Raw genomic sequence first — 18,826 nt, forward strand, 5'->3', positions numbered from 1 at the left:
GTGCACGTGCCCCCATCCCGCCGCCGCCCCATCCCCACGCCACCGGCAGGAGGCCGCCCCAGGGTCGCCGGTCTGAACCGGCGCCCGCCCGCGCCCGCCCCGGCACCCGCCGAGCCCGCCGCACCTGCCGAGCCCGCTGCACCTGCCGAGCCCGCTGCACCCGTTGCGCCTGCCGAGCCCGTTGCGCCCGCCGCGCCCGCCGCGCCCGCTGAGGCTGCCGAGACCGTCGCGCCTGCCGGGCCGACCGAGGTCACCGAGGCTGCCGCGCCTGCTGAGGCCGAGGTCGTGCCCGAGGAGGTCGTCGAGGCCGCGGAGCCGGCCGATCCCGCGCCGTCCGCCGCGAAGAAGCCCGAGCCCGTCGCCGCGAAGAAGCCCGAGCCGGACCCCTCGGGGTCCGCGCCCGTCCGGCCGGCCTGGGTGCTGCCGGTGGTCCTGCTCGTGATCGGCGGGCTGCTGGGTGGCCTCGGCACGTTCTTCCTGGTGAAGTCCCGCTCGGTGTCCTACGACGCCGCGCTGGTCGACCCCGCGACCACCTCGTCGGTGAACGGCCAGGTCCGCGAGGCCGTGGAGAAGTCGTTCTCGTACAACTTCGCCGACGTCGCGGCCACGGAGAAGGCGGCGAAGGAGCTGCTCACCGGCAAGGCCCTGTGCCAGTACAACGCCGTGTTCGGCCCGGTGAAGGAGGTCGCGCCGCAGCAGAAGCTCGTCGTGAACGTCCGTGTGGTGTCGTCAGCCGTGTCGTCGCTCAAGAACGGACATGCCACCGTGCTGGTCTTCGCGGACCAGGTCACCACCCGCACCACCGACAACCAGTCCGGCGGCGGCACGGCCATGCTGCGCGTGAGCGCGAAGGACGACGGCGGCCGGTGGAAGATCGACAACCTGGAGATGTTCGGCGCGACCGCCGAGCAGAATCGCCAGCTCCAGGGCTGCTGAGCCGCGAGCGGGTCACACGGCGCCGAGGAGAGGTGGCCGGACGCGACCGGTGGCGGTCGGACGGGGCACAGCGGCACGCTCGCGCTCGGACCGGCCTCTCGCCTGGCGGCCGCGCGACGCACCTGCGCTCCGCCTGCCTGGGCCCCTGCTCGCACGAGCCTCCGCCCCGGTCGAACCCTCCGCTCGCCCGAGCTTCTACTTGGCCGACCCCTTCGCTCACATGAGCCAGCAGCTCACCTGAGCCAGCAGCTCACCTGAGCCGCCGGCCCCCGAGCCGCCCGCCTACCCGAGCCGGCACCCCGATCCGACACCCTCCGAGCCGGCACCCCCACCCGAGCTGGCAGCTCACCCCAGCCGCCACCCGAGATCGTTTGGCTCAGGCCGGTGCGCCCGCCGCCCAGCCCTCCGCTAAGATCAACAACTCTCCGGAGTGCCCTGGATGCACCCCGGGCACACCCTCCGCCAGCCCTGACACGCGTGATCTCAGTCACATGGATCTCGTGGCGCTCTGTAAGACCACTTGAAGACCGTCAAACTCCCACCGAATCGGCCGCATCCGTGTTTGCGCAGGTCAATTGCGTGACCTCCGGTAAACTTCGCTCCATCCAGAGGGTGGATCGATCCGCAACATCTTGACTGCGCGCTCATGCAGGGTCACTCTGTCGGTGAGCAAGAGGAGGGTCCTTCCAGGTGCCTCTCGACAGTCGCCGTGCGCGTGGCTAGACTGCCCCTTTGCGCTGCCCATTTTCCGCTTGCCCTTCGCCGAGAGCGTGGATTAGTCGAGCAGCGCCGCACCCTTGACAGCCGTGCTAGTTCGCTCTAGCCAGCTATTTGTCCCTGGAAGGACGCATCTTGGCGATCTCTCGCGCGACCAAGGCCACTGCTGCGACCAACTCCACGTCGGGGATCCCTGGAGCGCCGAAGCGCGTCTCGTTCGCAAAGATCCACGAGCCGCTCTCGACGCCCAACCTGCTCGACCTGCAGATTCAGTCCTTCGAATGGCTCACCGGCGACGAGGCGTGGTTCCAGCGCCGGGTCGACGCCGGTGACGAGACCCCGACGAGCGGTCTCGAAGAGGTTCTCAACGAGATCTCGCCGATCGAGGACTTCTCCGGCTCCATGTCACTGTCCTTCTCCGACCCGCGCTTCGACGAGGTCAAGGCCTCGACCGAAGAGTGCAAGGACAAGGACATGACGTACGCGGCACCGCTGTTCGTCACGGCGGAGTTCACCAACCACACCACTGGCGAGATCAAGAGCCAGACGGTGTTCATGGGTGACTTCCCGATGATGACGGACAAGGGCACGTTCATCATCAACGGCACCGAGCGGGTTGTGGTTTCGCAGCTCGTGCGTTCCCCGGGTGTCTACTACGACACCGCGGTCGACAAGACCACGGACAAGGACGTCTTCAGCGTCAAGATCATCCCGTCCCGGGGTGCCTGGCTGGAGTTCGACGTCGACAAGCGCGACACCGTGGGTGTCCGCATCGACCGCAAGCGTCGCCAGCCGGTGACGGTGCTGTTGAAGGCTCTGGGCTGGAGCACGGAGCAGATCCGCGAGCGGTTCGCGTTCAGCGAGACGTTGCTGACCACGCTCGAGAAGGACCACACCGCGGGTACCGACGAGGCGTTGCTCGACATCTACCGCAAGCTGCGTCCCGGCGAGCCGCCGACGAAGGAGTCCGCGCAGGCCCTGCTGGAGAACCTGTTCTTCAAGGACAAGCGCTACGACCTCGCCAAGGTTGGCCGTTACAAGGTCAACAAGAAGCTGGGCCTGGACACCGAGATCAACACCGGTGTGCTGACCGAGGACGACATCGTCACGACGATCGAGTACCTCGTCCGCCTGCACGCCGGTGAGACGATGATGGACGGCGCCAACGGCACCGAGGTCCCCGTCGAGGTCGACGACATCGACCACTTCGGCAACCGCCGCCTGCGCACCGTCGGCGAGCTGATCCAGAACCAGATCCGCGTCGGTCTGTCCCGCATGGAGCGCGTCGTCCGCGAGCGCATGACCACGCAGGACGTCGAGGCCATCACGCCGCAGACCCTGATCAACATCCGTCCCGTCGTGGCGGCGATCAAGGAGTTCTTCGGCACCTCGCAGCTGTCGCAGTTCATGGACCAGACCAACCCGCTCGCGGGTCTGACCCACAAGCGCCGCCTCTCGGCGCTGGGTCCCGGTGGTCTGTCCCGTGAGCGGGCCGGCATGGAGGTCCGCGACGTCCACCCGTCGCACTACGGCCGCATGTGCCCGATCGAGACGCCGGAAGGCCCGAACATCGGCCTGATCGGCTCGCTCTCCTCGTACGCGCGGGTCAACCCGTTCGGCTTCATCGAGACGCCGTACCGCAAGGTCGTCGAGGGCCGGGTCACCGACCAGATCGACTACCTGACCGCGGACGAGGAAGACCGCTTCGTCAAGGCGCAGGCCAACTCGCCGACCGACGACGAGGGCAACTTCACCGACGACCGCGTCCTGGTCCGCAAGAAGGGCGGCGAGGTCGAGTTCATCGACCCGATGGACGTCGACTACATGGACGTCTCGCCGCGCCAGATGGTGTCGGCCGCGACCGCCATGATCCCGTTCCTCGAGCACGACGACGCCAACCGCGCCCTGATGGGCGCGAACATGCAGCGCCAGGCCGTGCCGCTGCTGCGTTCCGAGTCGCCGCTGGTCGGCACCGGCATGGAGCTGCGCGCCGCGGTCGACGCCGGTGACGTCGTCGTCGCGAAGAAGACCGGTGTGGTCGAGGAGGTCTCCGCCGACTACATCACGGTCATGGCGGACGACGGTGCGCGCAACACCTACGCGCTGCACAAGTTCCGCCGCTCGAACCAGGGCACCTGCATCAACCAGAAGCCCATCGTGAACGAGGGCGACCGGGTCGAGGCGGGCCAGGTCCTGGCCGACGGTCCGTGCACCGAGAACGCCGAGATGGCGCTCGGCAAGAACCTGCTCGTGGCGATCATGCCGTGGGAAGGCCACAACTACGAGGACGCGATCATCCTGTCGCAGCGCCTCGTGCAGGACGACGTTCTCACCTCGATCCACATCGAGGAGCACGAGATCGACGCCCGCGACACGAAGCTCGGCGCCGAGGAGATCACCCGGGACATCCCGAACGTCTCCGAGGAGGTCCTGGCCGACCTGGACGAGCGCGGCATCATCCGCATCGGCGCCGAGGTCCAGCCGGGCGACATCCTCGTCGGCAAGGTCACGCCCAAGGGCGAGACCGAGCTGACGCCGGAGGAGCGCCTGCTCCGCGCGATCTTCGGTGAGAAGGCGCGCGAGGTCCGCGACACGTCGCTGAAGGTGCCGCACGGCGAGTACGGCAAGGTCATCGGCATCCGCGTGTTCTCCCGCGAGGACGACGACGAGCTGCCTCCGGGCGTCAACGAGCTCGTGCGCGTCTACGTGGCCCAGAAGCGCAAGATCCAGGACGGCGACAAGCTCGCCGGCCGCCACGGCAACAAGGGCGTCATCGGCAAGATCCTCCCCGTCGAGGACATGCCGTTCCTCGAGGACGGCACGCCGGTCGACATCATCCTGAACACGCACGGTGTGCCGCGTCGTATGAACATCGGCCAGGTGCTGGAGACCCACCTCGGGTGGATCGCCAAGCAGGGCTGGAGCATCAACGGCGACCCGGACTGGGCGAAGAACCTGTCCGAGGAGCTGTACGAGGTCGAGCCCGGCACCAAGACCGCCACCCCGGTGTTCGACGGTGCGAAGGAAGAGGAGATCACGGGCCTGCTGGGCTCCACCATCCCGAACCGCGACGGTGAGCGGATGGTCAAGGAGAACGGCAAGGCGCAGCTCTTCGACGGCCGCTCCGGCGAGCCGTACCCGTTCCCGGTGTCGGTTGGCTACATGTACATCCTGAAGCTGCTGCACCTGGTGGACGACAAGATCCACGCGCGTTCGACCGGCCCGTACTCGATGATCACGCAGCAGCCGCTGGGTGGTAAGGCGCAGTTCGGTGGTCAGCGCTTCGGTGAGATGGAGTGCTGGGCGATGCAGGCGTACGGCGCCGCATACACCCTGCAGGAACTGCTCACGATCAAGTCCGACGACGTGCTCGGCCGCGTGAAGGTCTACGAGGCCATCGTCAAGGGCGAGAACATCCCGGAACCCGGTATCCCGGAGTCCTTCAAGGTGCTGCTCAAGGAGCTGCAGTCGCTGTGCCTCAACGTCGAGGTCCTGTCTTCGGACGGTGCCGCGATCGAGATGCGCGACGGCGACGACGAGGACCTGGAGCGCGCGGCCGCGAACCTCGGCATCAACCTGTCGAGGTCCGAGTCGCCCTCCGTGGACGACGTCGTCAACTAGTCACCTCGCCGGCAGGGGGAGGGGATGCCTCCCGCGTCCCCTCCGCCGGCCCTCCGACCAGCTCCTTTGCCACCGATATAAAAAGGGGAAGAGAGTAGACGTGCTCGACGTCAACTTCTTCGATGAGCTCCGCATCGGTCTCGCGACCGCGGACGACATCCGCCAGTGGTCCTTCGGCGAGGTCAAGAAGCCCGAGACCATCAACTACCGCACGCTCAAGCCCGAGAAGGACGGCTTGTTCTGCGAGAAGATCTTCGGTCCCACCCGGGACTGGGAGTGCTACTGCGGCAAGTACAAGCGCGTGCGCTTCAAGGGCATCATCTGTGAGCGCTGCGGCGTCGAGGTGACCCGTGCGAAGGTGCGTCGTGAGCGCATGGGCCACATCGAGCTCGCCGCTCCGGTCACGCACATCTGGTACTTCAAGGGCGTCCCCAGCCGGTTGGGCTACCTGCTCGACCTGGCCCCCAAGGACCTCGAGAAGATCATCTACTTCGCCGCCTACGTCATCGTGGGCGTGAACGCCGAGCTGCGCCACAACGACCTGCCGACGCTCGAGAGCGAGATGCAGGTCGAGCGCAAGCGCGTCGAGAACCGCCGCGACGCGGACGTCGAGGCGCGTGCGCAGAAGCTGGAAGCCGACCTGGCCGAGCTGGAGGCGGAGGGCGCCAAGTCCGACGTCCGCCGCAAGGTCAAGGAGGGCGGCGAGCGCGAGATGCGCCAGCTCCGCGACCGCGCCCAGCGCGAGCTGGACCGGCTCGACGAGATCTGGTCCACCTTCACCAAGCTCGAGCGCGCCCAGCTGATCGCGGACGAGCTGCTCTACCGCGAGCTGTACGACCGCTACGGCGACTACTTCACCGGTGCCATGGGCGCGGAGGCCATCCAGAAGCTCCTGGGTGACTACGACGTCGACGCCGAGGCCGACATCCTGCGCGAGACGATCCGCAGCGGTAAGGGCCAGAAGAAGCTCCGTGCGCTCAAGCGCCTCAAGGTCGTTGCCGCCTTCCAGGCGACCCGCAACAACCCGCAGGGCATGGTGCTGGACTGCGTCCCGGTCATCCCGCCGGACCTGCGCCCGATGGTGCAGCTCGACGGTGGCCGCTTCGCGACCTCCGACCTGAACGACCTGTACCGCCGCGTCATCAACCGCAACAACCGCCTCAAGCGACTGATCGACCTCGGCGCGCCCGAGATCATCGTCAACAACGAGAAGCGGATGCTGCAGGAGGCCGTCGACGCGCTGTTCGACAACGGCCGCCGCGGCCGTCCGGTGACGGGCCCGGGCAACCGGCCCCTGAAGTCGCTGTCCGACCTGCTGAAGGGCAAGCAGGGCCGGTTCCGCCAGAACCTGCTCGGCAAGCGCGTCGACTACTCCGGCCGTTCGGTCATCGTGGTCGGCCCGCAGCTCAAGCTGCACCAGTGCGGTCTGCCCAAACAGATGGCGCTGGAGCTGTTCAAGCCGTTCGTGATGAAGCGGCTCGTGGACCTCAACCACGCGCAGAACATCAAGTCCGCCAAGCGGATGGTCGAGCGTGCGCGCCCGGCCGTGTGGGACGTGCTGGAAGAGGTCATCACCGAGCACCCGGTGCTGCTCAACCGCGCACCCACGCTGCACCGCCTCGGCATCCAGGCCTTCGAGCCGCAGCTCGTCGAGGGCAAGGCCATCCAGCTGCACCCGCTGGTCTGTGAAGCGTTCAACGCCGACTTCGACGGTGACCAGATGGCAGTCCACCTGCCGCTGTCCGCCGAGGCGCAGGCCGAGGCCCGCGTCCTGATGCTGTCGTCGAACAACATCCTGTCCCCGGCGTCCGGCAAGCCGCTGGCCATGCCGCGTCTGGACATGGTGACGGGCCTGTACCACCTGACCCGTCACAAGCCCGGCGACATCGGCGAGGGCCACTTCTACTCGTCGCCCGCCGAGGCCCTGATGGCGTTCGACCGCAAGGTCCTGGGCCTGCAGGCGATGGTGAAGATCCGCGTCTCCGACAAGAACCCGCCCAAGGGGCAGGAGCCGGAGGGCTGGGAGCCCGGTCAGCCGTGGCTCGCGGAGACCACGCTGGGTCGCGTGCTGTTCAACGAGATCCTGCCGCAGGACTACGCCTTCATCAACGAGGTCATGCCCAAGAAGCGGCAGGCCGTGATCATCAACGACCTCGCCGAGCGGTACCCGATGGTCACCGTCGCCCGGACGCTGGACAAGCTGAAGGACGCCGGTTTCCACTGGGCCACCCGCTCCGGTGTGACGGTCGCGATCTCGGACGTCCTCGTCCCCGCGGCGAAGCAGGACATCCTCGAGGAGCACGAGCGCCTCGCGGACGCCGTCGAGAAGCGCTACCAGCGCGGTCAGCTCTCCCACGAGGAGCGCAACTCCGAGCTGGTCAAGGTGTGGACCAAGGCCACAGAGCAGGTCCACGAGATCATGGAAGACAACTTCCCCGAGGACAACTCGATCCGCGTCATCGTGCAGTCCGGCGCCGCCGGCAACATGACGCAGGTCCGTTCGCTCGCGGGTATGCGTGGTCTCGTGACCAACCCGAAGGGTGAGTACATCCCGCGCCCGATCAAGAACTCGTTCCGCGAGGGCTTGTCGGTGCTGGAGTACTTCATCGCGACGCACGGTGCCCGCAAGGGTCTGGCCGACACCGCGCTGCGCACCGCCGACTCGGGTTACCTGACCCGTCGTCTGGTGGACGTCTCGCAGGACGTCATCATCCGCGAGGTCGACTGCGGCACCTCGCGCGGCGTGAACATGACGGTCGGCGAGCAGCTGGGCGACAAGGTCGTCCTGCACGAGTTCGCGCAGACCTCGGTCTACGCCCGCACGGTCGCGGAGGACATCACCGACGCCCAGGGCAACCTGGTGCTGAACCGCGGCGACGACCTCGGCGACCCGGCGCTCCAGTCGCTGGTCGAGGCCGGCATCCTCCGCGTGAAGGTGCGCTCGGTGCTGACCTGCGAGTCCGCGGTCGGCGTGTGCGCGTCCTGCTACGGCCGCTCGATGGCCACCGGCCAGCTGGTCGACGTCGGCGAGGCCGTCGGCATCGTCGCCGCCCAGTCGATCGGTGAGCCCGGCACGCAGCTGACGATGCGCACGTTCCACCAGGGTGGTGTGGCCGGTGACGACATCACGACCGGTCTGCCCCGTGTCCAGGAGCTCTTCGAGGCCCGCGTCCCGAAGGGCAAGGCGCCGATCGCCGACGTGGACGGCCGCGTCCGCATCGAGGACGGCGACCGCTTCTGGAAGATCACGCTGATCCCGGACGACGGCTCCGAGGAGATCGTGTTCGAGAAGCTGTCCAAGCGTCAGCGCCTCGCGAACACGGCCACCGGTCCGCTGCAGGACGGCGACCACGTGCACGTCGGCCAGCAGCTGCTGGAAGGTACCCCGGACCCGCACGAGGTCCTGCGCGTCATGGGCCCGCGCGAGGCCCAGCTGCACCTGGTGCAGGAAGTGCAGAAGGTGTACCGCGCCCAGGGTGTGGCCATCCACGACAAGCACATCGAGGTCATCGTCCGGCAGATGCTGCGCCGGGTCACGATCATCGACTCGGGTGCGACGGAGTTCCTCCCGGGCTCGCTGGTCGAGCGCGCGGACTTCGAGTCGGGCAACCGCGCCGTCGTCGCCGAGGGTGGCGAGCCGGCCGCCGGTCGTCCGGTGCTGATGGGTATCACGAAGGCTTCGCTGGCCACCGATTCCTGGTTGTCCGCGGCGTCGTTCCAGGAGACCACGCGAGTTCTTACCGACGCCGCCATCAACGGGCGTTCGGACAAGCTCATCGGTCTCAAGGAGAACGTGATCATCGGTAAGTTGATCCCGGCTGGTACGGGTATCAACCGCTACCGCAACATCCAGGTCCAGCCGACGGAGGAGGCGCGGGCTGCCGCCTACGCCATTCCTTCGTACGACGACGGGTACTACACGCCCGACGTCTTCGGGACTGGGACCGGTGCCGCGGTGCCGCTGGACGACTACGACTTCGGTCGGGACTACCGCTAGTCATCAGTGCAGCAACGGCCCCTGGAGCTTGCAGCTCCGGGGGCCGTTTTGTGTCGGGGGTGCTGAGTCGGTTGAGTTGTAGGGGTCCCGGATCGGGGGGACGCCCGCGTCAGCTTGGGGTTGTGGCGTGGGGCTTCGGTCGGGGTTGGCGGGGGTTTGGTGCGTTGGTGGGTTGGGGTGCCTGGGGCGTTGGTGGGTTGGGCTCCCCGGTTGAGTTGGCGGGGTTGCGGTTGCGTGCTGCCCCTTGGGGCGCTGCCCCCAGACCCCCGGCAATCTGATCCGGGGATCCGGCGCCGTCGGCGGGTTGATGGCACGCCTGTTGCTGTGGGCGGCTTGTTGTTTCGTGGTTTGGTCGCGTTGCGGAGCTGCGCTCCGGACGACTCGCCCGCGGCATCGCGGTCTTGGGTCAGCGGTTGGCGATGCCGTCCAAGCGCAGCGTCGTCGACTCGTCGCGGTGGTTGCCCTGGCTTCCCACGTGCTTGTCGCTGATCCCCGGGCCGTTCTTCAGCACGTGGTACAGCGCCATGCCGTGGCCGCGTCCCAGGTCGTAGTCGGTCTTCAGCCACTCCAGGACCACGCTTGCCTTCGTGGTGCCGTCGTACCCGCGTTCCGCGGCTTCCGCCAGCAGTTCGGCCGGCGTCTTACCGGTCTTCTTCTCCGCGCCGTCGAGGTAGGCCTGGAAGGACATCGTGGTCTCCGTTCGTCGTCGGCGCGAAGCCTAGGACAACCGGAGTCGTCTTGACAATATTTATTGTCGGCGAACAACGTGAGGAGGGGGTAATGCCCTAGCGGCGACGGGCTCTGGCCAGGGCTCTGGCTCTGATCACGAGGTCGTCCACCAGGTGTTCGTCCACCAGGGGTGGGACGCCGGACTCGTCGGTGCAGCAGCGGGGTTTGGTGCGCTTCTCGGTGAGTCTCGGGCGGACGCCGGCCATTTCGTAGAGGGCCTCGTAGAGGTCCAGGCCGGGGTCGTCGTCGTGCGGGCCCACCAGGAGTACCCATACGACCTGCGGGGACGGGAAGGCGACCACGACTCGGTCGGCGCCTCGGAGGTGTTTCACGCAGAGGCGGGGGAGGGGTTCCGGGCCCGTCACGCGGTAGCCCAGGGCGGCACAGCCCGAGTGGGCCAGTTCGTCCAGGAAGCGGTCGTAGGCGACGCGGGCTCGGCCGCGCAGGCCGTTGGCCTGGGCGTGGGCTGTGTGGGTTTCGACTACTTCGATCAAGCTGAGCGGACCACGCGTCCCTTGCCGCTGCGCATCTCGTCGAGGGAGGTGGCGAGGTCGGACCGGTCGAGCAGGGACTGGTCGCTCAGGCGGCGGTGGACTTCGTCGATCAGGCCGCGGGTCTTGCCCGCGCGGCGGAGGTCCGAGACGAGGTGGAGCACCTCGTGCAGGCGCACGGTGTCGAGCAGCATGCGCGGTTCCTGGCTGTGGATGGCCAGCACGCCTTCCCTGGCCCAGGCCTTCACGGTCTTCTCGGTGAGGTCGAGCAGCTCGCCCGCCACCACCGGGCGGACGGGTGGGGCTTGGCGGAGCGTCCTGGCGACCACGCCGTCGAGCTTGCGGCGGCGTTCGTCGTCCTCTGCCAGGGACGATGCCACGGACTCGATTTCCTCGATCGTTTCGAAGAGGTGCCGGATCTGGGCGGCCTCGGTCGCGACAGACATGGGTGCTCCTCCCGTTGACTACCGATTATCCCGGCAAAACTCGGTAGTCGTCAACGGCCCCGGACCATGGGATCCGGGGCCGTTCACGAGGTCAGGAGGAGAAGAAGAGACCGCCGAGGCCGCGGTGCTTGCGGTGGCCGTAGCCGTAGCCGGCGTGACCACCGTGGTGGTGGTGGACCTGCTGCGGGGCGGCGCCCCAGGCGGGCTGGACGGGCTGCGGGTAGGCAGCGGGCGGCGGGGCCGGGGCGGGCGGCGGAGCCTGCATCTGGGCCTCGAGGCGGGTGATCGACTCGAGCTCGCCGTAGTCGAGGAAGACCCCGCGGCAGCCGTCGCACTGCTCGATGTGAACACCCATGCGGTCGAACGTGCGCATGTTCGCATGACACTTGGGACACTGCATCGTGATGAGCCTCCTGGCTGGGACCGGACAAAATCGATATTAGCCGCGGTCGCCGCCACCGTGCGTCGCGACGATCCGGCGACAGGCGTCGACCAGCGGTTCCACTGCCTGCCGGCCAGTCACCAGTGCCCGCGCTGCCATCTGGACAACGTACGCCTGAGCCGGGATGTTGAGCGCGTCCCATTCCGATGTCGTCACGGCCACGCCGCCCGTGTCGCGGTAGGTGCCGAGGAACCTCGCCCAGAGCTCCCCCGGCAGGATCCCGCACGCGAACAACGCCGCAGGTCGCGCCAGGTCCCAGACCGGGTCGCCCACCCCGAGGTCGTCCACGTCGATCAGGCGCCACGCACCCCTGTGCACGAGCTGCCCGAGGTGCCAGTCGCCGTGGATCAGGGCCCTGCCGTTCATGGTCAACGGCGGCAGGACGTCGAACGCCGCGAGCACGACGCCGGCGTGCGGCAGGTCCGGCGGCAGGGCCCGGATCGCGCGCACGATCCGTTCCGGAGCGCCCGCGGCAGGTCCCCGCACGGGCAGCGCGTGCAGCTTCGCGAGCAGCTGCGCGCTCTCCTCCCAGGGGGCCGCGTCGGGGTCCGCCGGGCTCACCGGCGTCCCGTACGGCCAGATCGTCACCGGCCGGTCGTCCACGAACTGCAGCGGCTTCACCGGCGGCAGCAGGAGCTCCGGGTGCGCCGCCGCGATCTCCACCCGCTGCCGCAACGCCTCGACGTCGGCGTCCGCGGGATGCGCTTTGGCCACCACGTCGCCGAGGCGCACCACCACCACGTCGCCGCGGTCACCGCCGAGCACCTCGGGATCGGCGGAGGAGCCGGTCAGCGAGGCCATCGCCGCGATCAGGTCGTCCACGCGCACAGTGAACCAGGCCGGCTGGCTCACTCGGCGATGCAGATCGTCTTCATCGGCTGGGAGTAGGTCTTCGAGTCCTGGCCGGCGCACAACGAGCGGTCGGACCTGCCGTCGACGACCTTCGTGACCCGGCGCGTCCCGGCCCCGCACGTCACCCGTTGGAAGTACCGGTTGACCGCCTTGAGGCAGTCGCCCTCCTGCACGTTCAAGACGTAGCAGTACCGCGTCTTGCCGGTCTTCTTCGACCGGCCGGAGGACTCCTCCAGGTAGTCGCCGGTCGGGCACAGCGACCGCTTCTCGCGGGACGACACCCGGTACACGGCTTCCTGCGACGAGCAGTCCACCTTGGCCATGTTGATGCTGGTGTCGTTGACGTCGACCTGCTTGGCGCACTCGCCGACGCCCGCCTGCTCGTGCCAGCCGGAGCACCCGGAGAGCACCAGCGCGAGAGCCGCGACCAGGAGGGCGGTCCTCACAGCTCCTCCAGGCAGATGGTCAGGGGTGGCTGCGAGTAGTGCACGGCCTTCTGCCCCGGACCGCAACTGAGGCGCTCACCCGTCACGACCTTCCTCACTTCCGCGTACGGCTCGTTCGTGCAGTCGGTCCGCCCGAGCTCACCGGGCTTGGTCCCCTTGCGCGGTTTCACGTACGACAGGCAGTCGCCCTCCCGCACGGAGAGAGCGAGGCACATCGTGTCGCCGGTGCCCCAGCGCAAGGCGAGGTAGGGGCCCTCGGGGCAGGCCCCCGGATCCAGCGACCAGTCCGGCGACTCGACCGTCAGCGCGACCCGGTACGACACCTCGCCCGCGGAGCAGTCGACCTGCCGGGGGCCGACCGACTTGCTCCCGCCGGCCATCTCGAAGCAGAGCGCGGACGTCGGCGTGGCCGGTTCGGGCTCCTCTCGCGGAAGAAGCGCTGTGAGTCCTGCCACGCACAGAAGGGTGAGGACGGACGGCACGATCCATTGGCGCCACACCGCGTCACGCCTTCTCCAGGCAGAGGGTCCTGGCGGGCTTCGAGTAGGCGAGGGCCAGGTCCGGACCCGGGCACCGCGACTTGTCGAACGTGTCGTGGAGGACGTCCACGCTCTTGCGGGCGTTCTGTTCCTCGCAGTTGCCGCGGATGTGGACCGGCTGGTCGACGTTCGGGTACTGCTTCGTCACGAAGCACACGCCGATGGCGGCGCGCGAGAGGTAGCAAGTCTTCTCGCCGCCTCTCGGCACGGCGATGTAGTCGCCGTCCGGGCAGTTCGCCGCGATCGCACCCACCTCGTAGCCGGGGCTGTTCTTCCTCTTCTTGCAGCCGGTTTCCTCGAACCTCAGCTCCGAGACGTTCGCCACTTGGCTGGCGCACTGGCCGACGAGAGCCTCCGTCGTCAGCAGGTCGCGGCCGATCAGCACCGCCGGGATCCCGATGACGAGGGCTGCGATGCCGTAGACCAGCAGGTTGAGCTTCAACGCGTTCTCCGCCACCCGAGTACCGTGGATCCCGGTGACCATGTCTATCGCACGGGTGAGTGCGGTACCCCCGTTTTGACCCAGGTAGACGTGGGCGGGTATCTTTGCTACTCGTGCCCGACCCATGTCGGGCCGCTCCGCGTGCCCGTGAGGCCGTGGTGTCCTCCACTCGCAGGGACAGTTGAACTGTTGCCTGCGGACCTTGGGAGCGGGCGACACGCCCGACCTCGGGTGCAGAGAGGGAACAAGAAACACGAGGGTGAACCGCAAGGGAAGCCCGAGAAGACGGAAGAAGCAGCCGGCGAATGCCAACGATCCAGCAGCTGGTCCGCAAGGGCCGCCAGGACAAGGTGGCGAAGCAGAAGACGGCGGCCCTCAAGGGCTCGCCGCAGCGGCGCGGTGTGTGCACCCGCGTTTACACCACCACCCCCAAGAAGCCGAACTCCGCACTGCGCAAGGTCGCTCGCGTGAAGCTGACCAGCGGTATCGAGGTCACGGCGTACATCCCCGGTGAGGGTCACAACCTTCAGGAGCACTCCATGGTGCTCGTGCGTGGCGGTCGTGTGAAGGACCTGCCGGGTGTTCGTTACAAGATCATCCGTGGCTCTCTCGACACCCAGGGTGTGAAGAACCGCAAGCAGGCTCGCAGCCGTTACGGCGCGAAGAAGGAGAAGAGCTGAGATGCCCCGCAAGGGACCGGCCCCGAAGCGGCCGCTGATCTCCGACCCGGTCTACAGCTCGCCGCTGGTGACCCAGCTCATCAACAAGGTGCTGGTCGACGGCAAGCGCTCGGTGGCGGAGAAGATCGTTTACGAAGCCCTCGAAGGTGCTCGCGAGAAGACCGGCACCGACCCGGTCGTCACGCTCAAGCGCGCGCTCGACAACGTGAAGCCGGCTCTCGAGGTGAAGAGCCGCCGCGTCGGTGGTGCGACCTACCAGGTCCCCGTCGAGGTCAAGCCCGGCCGCTCCACCACGCTGGCGCTGCGCTGGCTGATCACCTTCTCCCGGCAGCGCCGTGAGAAGACCATGGTCGAGCGTCTGATGAACGAGCTGCTCGATGCGAGCAACGGTCTCGGTGCGAGCGTCAAGCGCCGTGAGGACACGCACAAGATGGCCGAGTCCAACAAGGCCTTCGCCCACTACCGCTGGTGATGTGACGCCCGGTCTGGAGACAGGCCGGGTGCTCCCAGCCCTAGTGAGCCCACAAGCTCAAGACAGGGGAAAGACCCGTGGCACAGGACGTGCTCACTGATCTTGCCAAGGTCCGCAACATCGGGATCATGGCCCACATCGACGCGGGCAAGACCACGACGACTGAGCGGATCCTCTTCTACACGGGGATCAGCTACAAGATCGGCGAGGTCCACGACGGCGCTGCCGTGATGGACTGGATGGAGCAGGAGCAGGAGCGCGGCATCACCATCACGTCCGCCGCGACGACCTGCTACTGGAAGAACCACCAGATCAACCTGATCGACACGCCCGGCCACGTCGACTTCACCGTCGAGGTCGAGCGCAACCTGCGCGTCCTCGACGGCGCCGTTGCCGTCTTCGACGGCAAGGAGGGCGTCGAGCCGCAGTCCGAGCAGGTCTGGCGGCAGGCGACCAAGTACGACGTCCCGCGCATCTGCTTCGTCAACAAGATGGACAAGCTCGGCGCGGACTTCTACTTCACCATCCGCACCATCTCCGAGCGCCTGGGCGCCAAGCCCCTCCCGATCCAGATCCCGATCGGTGCCGAGAGCGACTTCATCGGCGTCGTCGACCTGGTCGAGATGCGCGCCCTGACGTGGCGTGGCGAGGTCCAGAAGGGCGAGGACTACGCGGTCGAGGAGATCCCGGCCGACCTCGTCGACAAGGCGAACGAGTTCCGCGAGGGGCTCCTGGAGGCCGTCGCCGAGACCGACGACGCGCTGATGGAGAAGTTCCTCGAGGAGGGCGACCTCACCGTCGAGGAGATCAAGACGGGCCTCCGCAAGATCGTCTCCGAGGGCACCGCCTACCCGGTGCTGTGCGGCTCCGCGTTCAAGAACAAGGGCGTGCAGCCCATGCTCGACGCGGTGATCGACTTCCTGCCGTCGCCGCTGGACCTCCCGCCGGTCGAGGGCACGCTGCAGGACGGCGAGACCGTCGTCAAGCGCAGCCCGTCGAGCGACGAGCCGTTCTCGGCGCTGGCGTTCAAGATCGCCGTGCACCCGTTCTTCGGCAAGCTGACCTACATCCGGGTCTACTCGGGCAAGGTCGCCGCGGGCACCCAGGTCGTCAACGCGACCAAGGACCGCAAGGAGCGCATCGGGAAGATCTTCCAGATGCACGCCAACAAGGAGAACCCGGTCACCGAGGCGATCGCGGGCCACATCTACGCCGTGATCGGTCTGAAGGACACGACCACCGGTGAGACGCTCGCCGACCCGCAGCACCCCATCGTGCTCGAGTCGATGACGTTCCCGGAGCCGGTCATCCAGGTGGCGATCGAGCCCAAGACCAAGGCCGACCAGGAGAAGCTGGGCACGGCGATCCAGAAGCTCGCCGAGGAGGACCCGACCTTCCGGGTCAACCTGGACGAGGAGACCGGCCAGACCATCATCGCCGGCATGGGCGAGCTCCACCTGGACATCCTGGTGGACCGCATGCGCCGCGAGTTCAAGGTCGAGGCCAACATCGGCAAGCCTCAGGTGGCGTACCGGGAGACCATCCGCAAGGCGGTGGAGAAGTACTCCTACACCCACAAGAAGCAGACCGGTGGTTCCGGCCAGTTCGCGAAGGTGCTCGTCACCATCGAGCCGCTGCCGAAGACCGACGACGGTGCTCTCTACGAGTTCGTCAACGCGGTCACCGGTGGTCGCATCCCGCGCGAGTACATCCCGTCGGTCGACGCGGGTGCGCAGGACGCGATGCAGTACGGCGTGCTGGCGGGCTACCCGCTGGTCGGCGTGAAGGTGACGCTGCTCGACGGCGCCTACCACGAGGTCGACTCCTCGGAAATGGCGTTCAAGATCGCTGGTTCGATGGCCCTCAAGGAAGCCGCCCGCCAGGCGTCTCCCGCGATCCTCGAACCGATCATGGCCGTCGAGGTCACGACGCCCGAGGACTACATGGGTGAAGTGATCGGCGACCTGAACTCCCGCCGTGGCCAGATCCAGGCCATGGAGGAGCGCAGTGGTACCCGTGTCGTCAAGGCCCTGGTGCCGCTGTCGGAAATGTTCGGGTACGTGGGTGACCTGCGGTCCAAGACCCAGGGTCGTGCCAACTACTCGATGGTGTTCGACTCCTACGCAGAGGTTCCCGCGAACGTCTCGAAGGAGATCATCGCGAAGGCGACTGGGGAATAACCCCACACCGGAGCACCGCAGTTCCACCGCGGGCTCTCCGGGGTGAATCCCTGGGGTCCGCACTTTCCGACCCTGACGTGTAAGTCCGGCGGGTGGCCACAGATGCCCGCCGGACCAGCAAAGAAGAAGTCCAGGAGGACAATCCAGTGGCCAAGGCGAAGTTCGAGCGGACGAAGCCGCACGTCAACATCGGTACCATCGGTCACATCGACCATGGCAAGACCACGCTGACCGCGGCGATCTCCAAGGTTCTGCACGACGCGTACCCCGATGTGAACGCTTCGTTCGCGTTCGACCAGATCGACAAGGCGCCGGAAGAGAAGCAGCGCGGCATCACGATCTCGATCGCGCACATCGAGTACCAGACGGAGAACCGTCACTACGCGCACGTCGACTGCCCCGGGCACGCCGACTACATCAAGAACATGATCACCGGTGCGGCGCAGATGGACGGCGCCATCCTGGTGGTCGCGGCCACCGACGGCCCGATGCCGCAGACGAAGGAGCACGTCCTCCTGGCCCGCCAGGTCGGCGTCCCCTACATCGTCGTCGCGCTCAACAAGGCCGACATGGTGGACGACGAGGAGATCCTGGAGCTCGTCGAGCTCGAGGTCCGCGAGCTGCTCTCCGAGTACGAGTTCCCGGGCGACGACCTGCCGGTCGTGCGCGTTTCGGCGCTGAAGGCGCTGGAGGGCGACGAGACCTGGGGCAAGTCCGTTCTCGAGCTCATGGCCGCCGTCGACACGGCGATCCCGGAGCCCGAGCGTGAGACCGACAAGCCGTTCCTCATGCCCGTCGAGGACGTCTTCACGATCACCGGCCGCGGCACCGTCGTGACCGGTCGCATCGAGCGCGGCATCATCAACGTGAACTCCGAGATCGAGATCGTCGGCATCAAGGAGCAGTCGAAGAAGACGACTGTCACCTCGATCGAGATGTTCAAGAAGTTCCTCGACGAGGGTCGCGCCGGTGACAACGCCGCGCTGCTGCTCCGCGGCATCAAGCGCGAGGAGGTGGAGCGCGGCATGGTCATCGTCAAGCCGGGCACCACGACCCCGCACACCGAGTTCGAGGCTCAGGTCTACATCCTGTCCAAGGACGAGGGTGGCCGCCACACGCCGTTCTTCAACAACTACCGTCCGCAGTTCTACTTCCGCACCACGGACGTGACCGGCGTTGTGACGCTGCCCGAGGGCACCGAGATGGTCATGCCCGGTGACACCACCGGTATGACGGTCAAGCTGATCCAGCCGATCGCCATGGACGAGGGCCTCCGCTTCGCGATCCGCGAGGGTGGCCGCACCGTCGGCGCCGGCTCGGTCACCAAGATCATCAAGTGACCTAGCTCGACCCAGTTCGGCGACAGGCCGGGCCAACGACCTCGTTGGCCCGGCCTTCGTCGTTCCGGCGGCGGTTGTGCGGCAGCTCACGTCGAGCTGTCCGGCTGTCGCGGGGAGTGGATCCGTCGCCGCGATGTCGTTGGCGTACAACGGAACCGCCGCGCCCGTGGCTCCACATGCGACGAACGAGGCGGCTCACCGGCCGGAATCCGGACGTGATCCGGCTCCGGCTCGGCCCCCCGATTTGGAGCGTCCCGTGTCCGTGTGGCATTCTTTACGGGTTGCTCGACGAAGGCCGGGTCGCATCCGTGCGTGCCCGAGTTGTTCGACCGAGCGTCCGCGCCCTGTTAGTGAACGCCTCCTTGCGGAGATGGGCATCAGGGTGCATGGGCTGTGGTAGGCCCAATCCCACCGGGGAGACCTTGCGTGGGACCGGTATGCGCACCGGGCGCGACACGCCCGACCGCGTGGACCGGGCACCATGACACTTCAACAG

Annotated in this window: 15 protein-coding genes; 7 read left to right on the forward strand and 8 right to left on the reverse strand. The window is 67.5% G+C overall.

What is annotated here, in order from left to right; all coding sequences use genetic code 11:
• Positions 1–6 precede the first annotated feature (6 nt).
• The 3 genes from BMW88_RS03710 to BMW88_RS03720 all read left to right on the forward strand — a co-directional run bounded on the left by BMW88_RS03710 (position 7) and on the right by BMW88_RS03720 (position 9,271).
• Positions 7–936: a hypothetical protein gene (locus tag BMW88_RS03710; RefSeq protein ID WP_143115957.1), complete on the forward strand. Its 930-nt coding sequence runs from the start codon at positions 7–9 to the stop codon at positions 934–936.
• 852 nt (positions 937–1,788) lie between these two features.
• Entirely contained in the window at positions 1,789–5,274 is a 3,486-nt protein-coding gene (rpoB, locus tag BMW88_RS03715; RefSeq protein WP_089949027.1) for a DNA-directed RNA polymerase subunit beta, read from the forward strand.
• Between the two features lie 100 nt (positions 5,275–5,374).
• Positions 5,375–9,271: a DNA-directed RNA polymerase subunit beta' gene (locus BMW88_RS03720; RefSeq protein ID WP_089949029.1), complete on the forward strand. Its 3,897-nt coding sequence runs from the start codon at positions 5,375–5,377 to the stop codon at positions 9,269–9,271.
• A gap of 406 nt (positions 9,272–9,677) precedes the next feature.
• Here the strand turns inward: BMW88_RS03720 and BMW88_RS03725 are convergent, their stop codons facing one another.
• From BMW88_RS03725 to BMW88_RS03760, 8 genes are all read right to left on the reverse strand, one after another.
• On the reverse strand, positions 9,678–9,959 hold the full coding sequence (locus BMW88_RS03725) for a DUF4287 domain-containing protein (protein ID WP_089949030.1): 282 nt from the start codon (positions 9,957–9,959) through the stop codon (positions 9,678–9,680).
• 97 nt (positions 9,960–10,056) lie between these two features.
• A complete protein-coding gene (locus BMW88_RS03730) occupies positions 10,057–10,494 on the reverse strand; it encodes a hypothetical protein (RefSeq protein WP_089949032.1) in 438 nt (145 codons plus the stop codon).
• The gene (locus BMW88_RS03735; protein ID WP_089949033.1) at positions 10,491–10,937 is read right to left on the reverse strand and encodes a hypothetical protein; all 447 of its coding nucleotides are present in this window, start codon (positions 10,935–10,937) and stop codon (positions 10,491–10,493) included. Before BMW88_RS03735 ends, BMW88_RS03730 begins: the two co-directional genes overlap by 4 nt.
• Before the next feature lie 91 nt (positions 10,938–11,028).
• Positions 11,029–11,337 carry a TFIIB-type zinc ribbon-containing protein gene (locus BMW88_RS03740; protein WP_089949034.1) on the reverse strand — a complete coding sequence of 103 codons (309 nt, stop codon included), beginning with the start codon at positions 11,335–11,337 and terminating at the stop codon, positions 11,029–11,031.
• A 39-nt stretch (positions 11,338–11,376) separates the two neighbouring features.
• On the reverse strand, positions 11,377–12,201 hold the full coding sequence (locus BMW88_RS03745; protein ID WP_177220931.1) for a phosphotransferase family protein: 825 nt from the start codon (positions 12,199–12,201) through the stop codon (positions 11,377–11,379).
• 26 nt (positions 12,202–12,227) lie between these two features.
• Positions 12,228–12,677 (reverse strand): LppU/SCO3897 family protein, encoded by a 450-nt coding sequence (locus tag BMW88_RS03750; protein ID WP_089949036.1) that lies wholly within the window; start codon positions 12,675–12,677, stop codon positions 12,228–12,230.
• Positions 12,674–13,132, reverse strand: a complete 459-nt coding sequence (locus BMW88_RS03755; RefSeq protein ID WP_143115958.1) for an LppU/SCO3897 family protein — start codon at positions 13,130–13,132, stop codon at positions 12,674–12,676. Before BMW88_RS03755 ends, BMW88_RS03750 begins: the two co-directional genes overlap by 4 nt.
• A gap of 49 nt (positions 13,133–13,181) precedes the next feature.
• Positions 13,182–13,673, reverse strand: coding sequence for a hypothetical protein (locus tag BMW88_RS03760; protein WP_089949038.1), 492 nt, complete (start codon positions 13,671–13,673; stop codon positions 13,182–13,184).
• 290 nt (positions 13,674–13,963) lie between these two features.
• Between BMW88_RS03760 and rpsL the strand changes: the two genes are divergently transcribed.
• The 4 genes from rpsL to tuf all read left to right on the forward strand — a co-directional run bounded on the left by rpsL (position 13,964) and on the right by tuf (position 18,330).
• Positions 13,964–14,338 (forward strand): 30S ribosomal protein S12, encoded by a 375-nt coding sequence (gene rpsL / locus BMW88_RS03765; RefSeq protein WP_030473471.1) that lies wholly within the window; start codon positions 13,964–13,966, stop codon positions 14,336–14,338.
• A gap of 1 nt (position 14,339) precedes the next feature.
• Positions 14,340–14,810 carry a 30S ribosomal protein S7 gene (gene rpsG / locus BMW88_RS03770; RefSeq protein WP_065915967.1) on the forward strand — a complete coding sequence of 157 codons (471 nt, stop codon included), beginning with the start codon at positions 14,340–14,342 and terminating at the stop codon, positions 14,808–14,810.
• A gap of 77 nt (positions 14,811–14,887) precedes the next feature.
• Complete coding sequence (gene fusA, locus BMW88_RS03775) at positions 14,888–16,990, forward strand: elongation factor G (protein ID WP_089949039.1); 2,103 nt, start codon at positions 14,888–14,890, stop codon at positions 16,988–16,990.
• Between the two features lie 146 nt (positions 16,991–17,136).
• Positions 17,137–18,330, forward strand: coding sequence for an elongation factor Tu (tuf, locus tag BMW88_RS03780; protein ID WP_089949041.1), 1,194 nt, complete (start codon positions 17,137–17,139; stop codon positions 18,328–18,330).
• The last annotated feature ends 496 nt before the right edge of the window (positions 18,331–18,826 follow it).

This window comes from Lentzea xinjiangensis (genome assembly GCF_900110955.1).
GTDB classification, from domain to species: Bacteria; Actinomycetota; Actinomycetes; order Mycobacteriales; family Pseudonocardiaceae; genus Lentzea; species Lentzea xinjiangensis.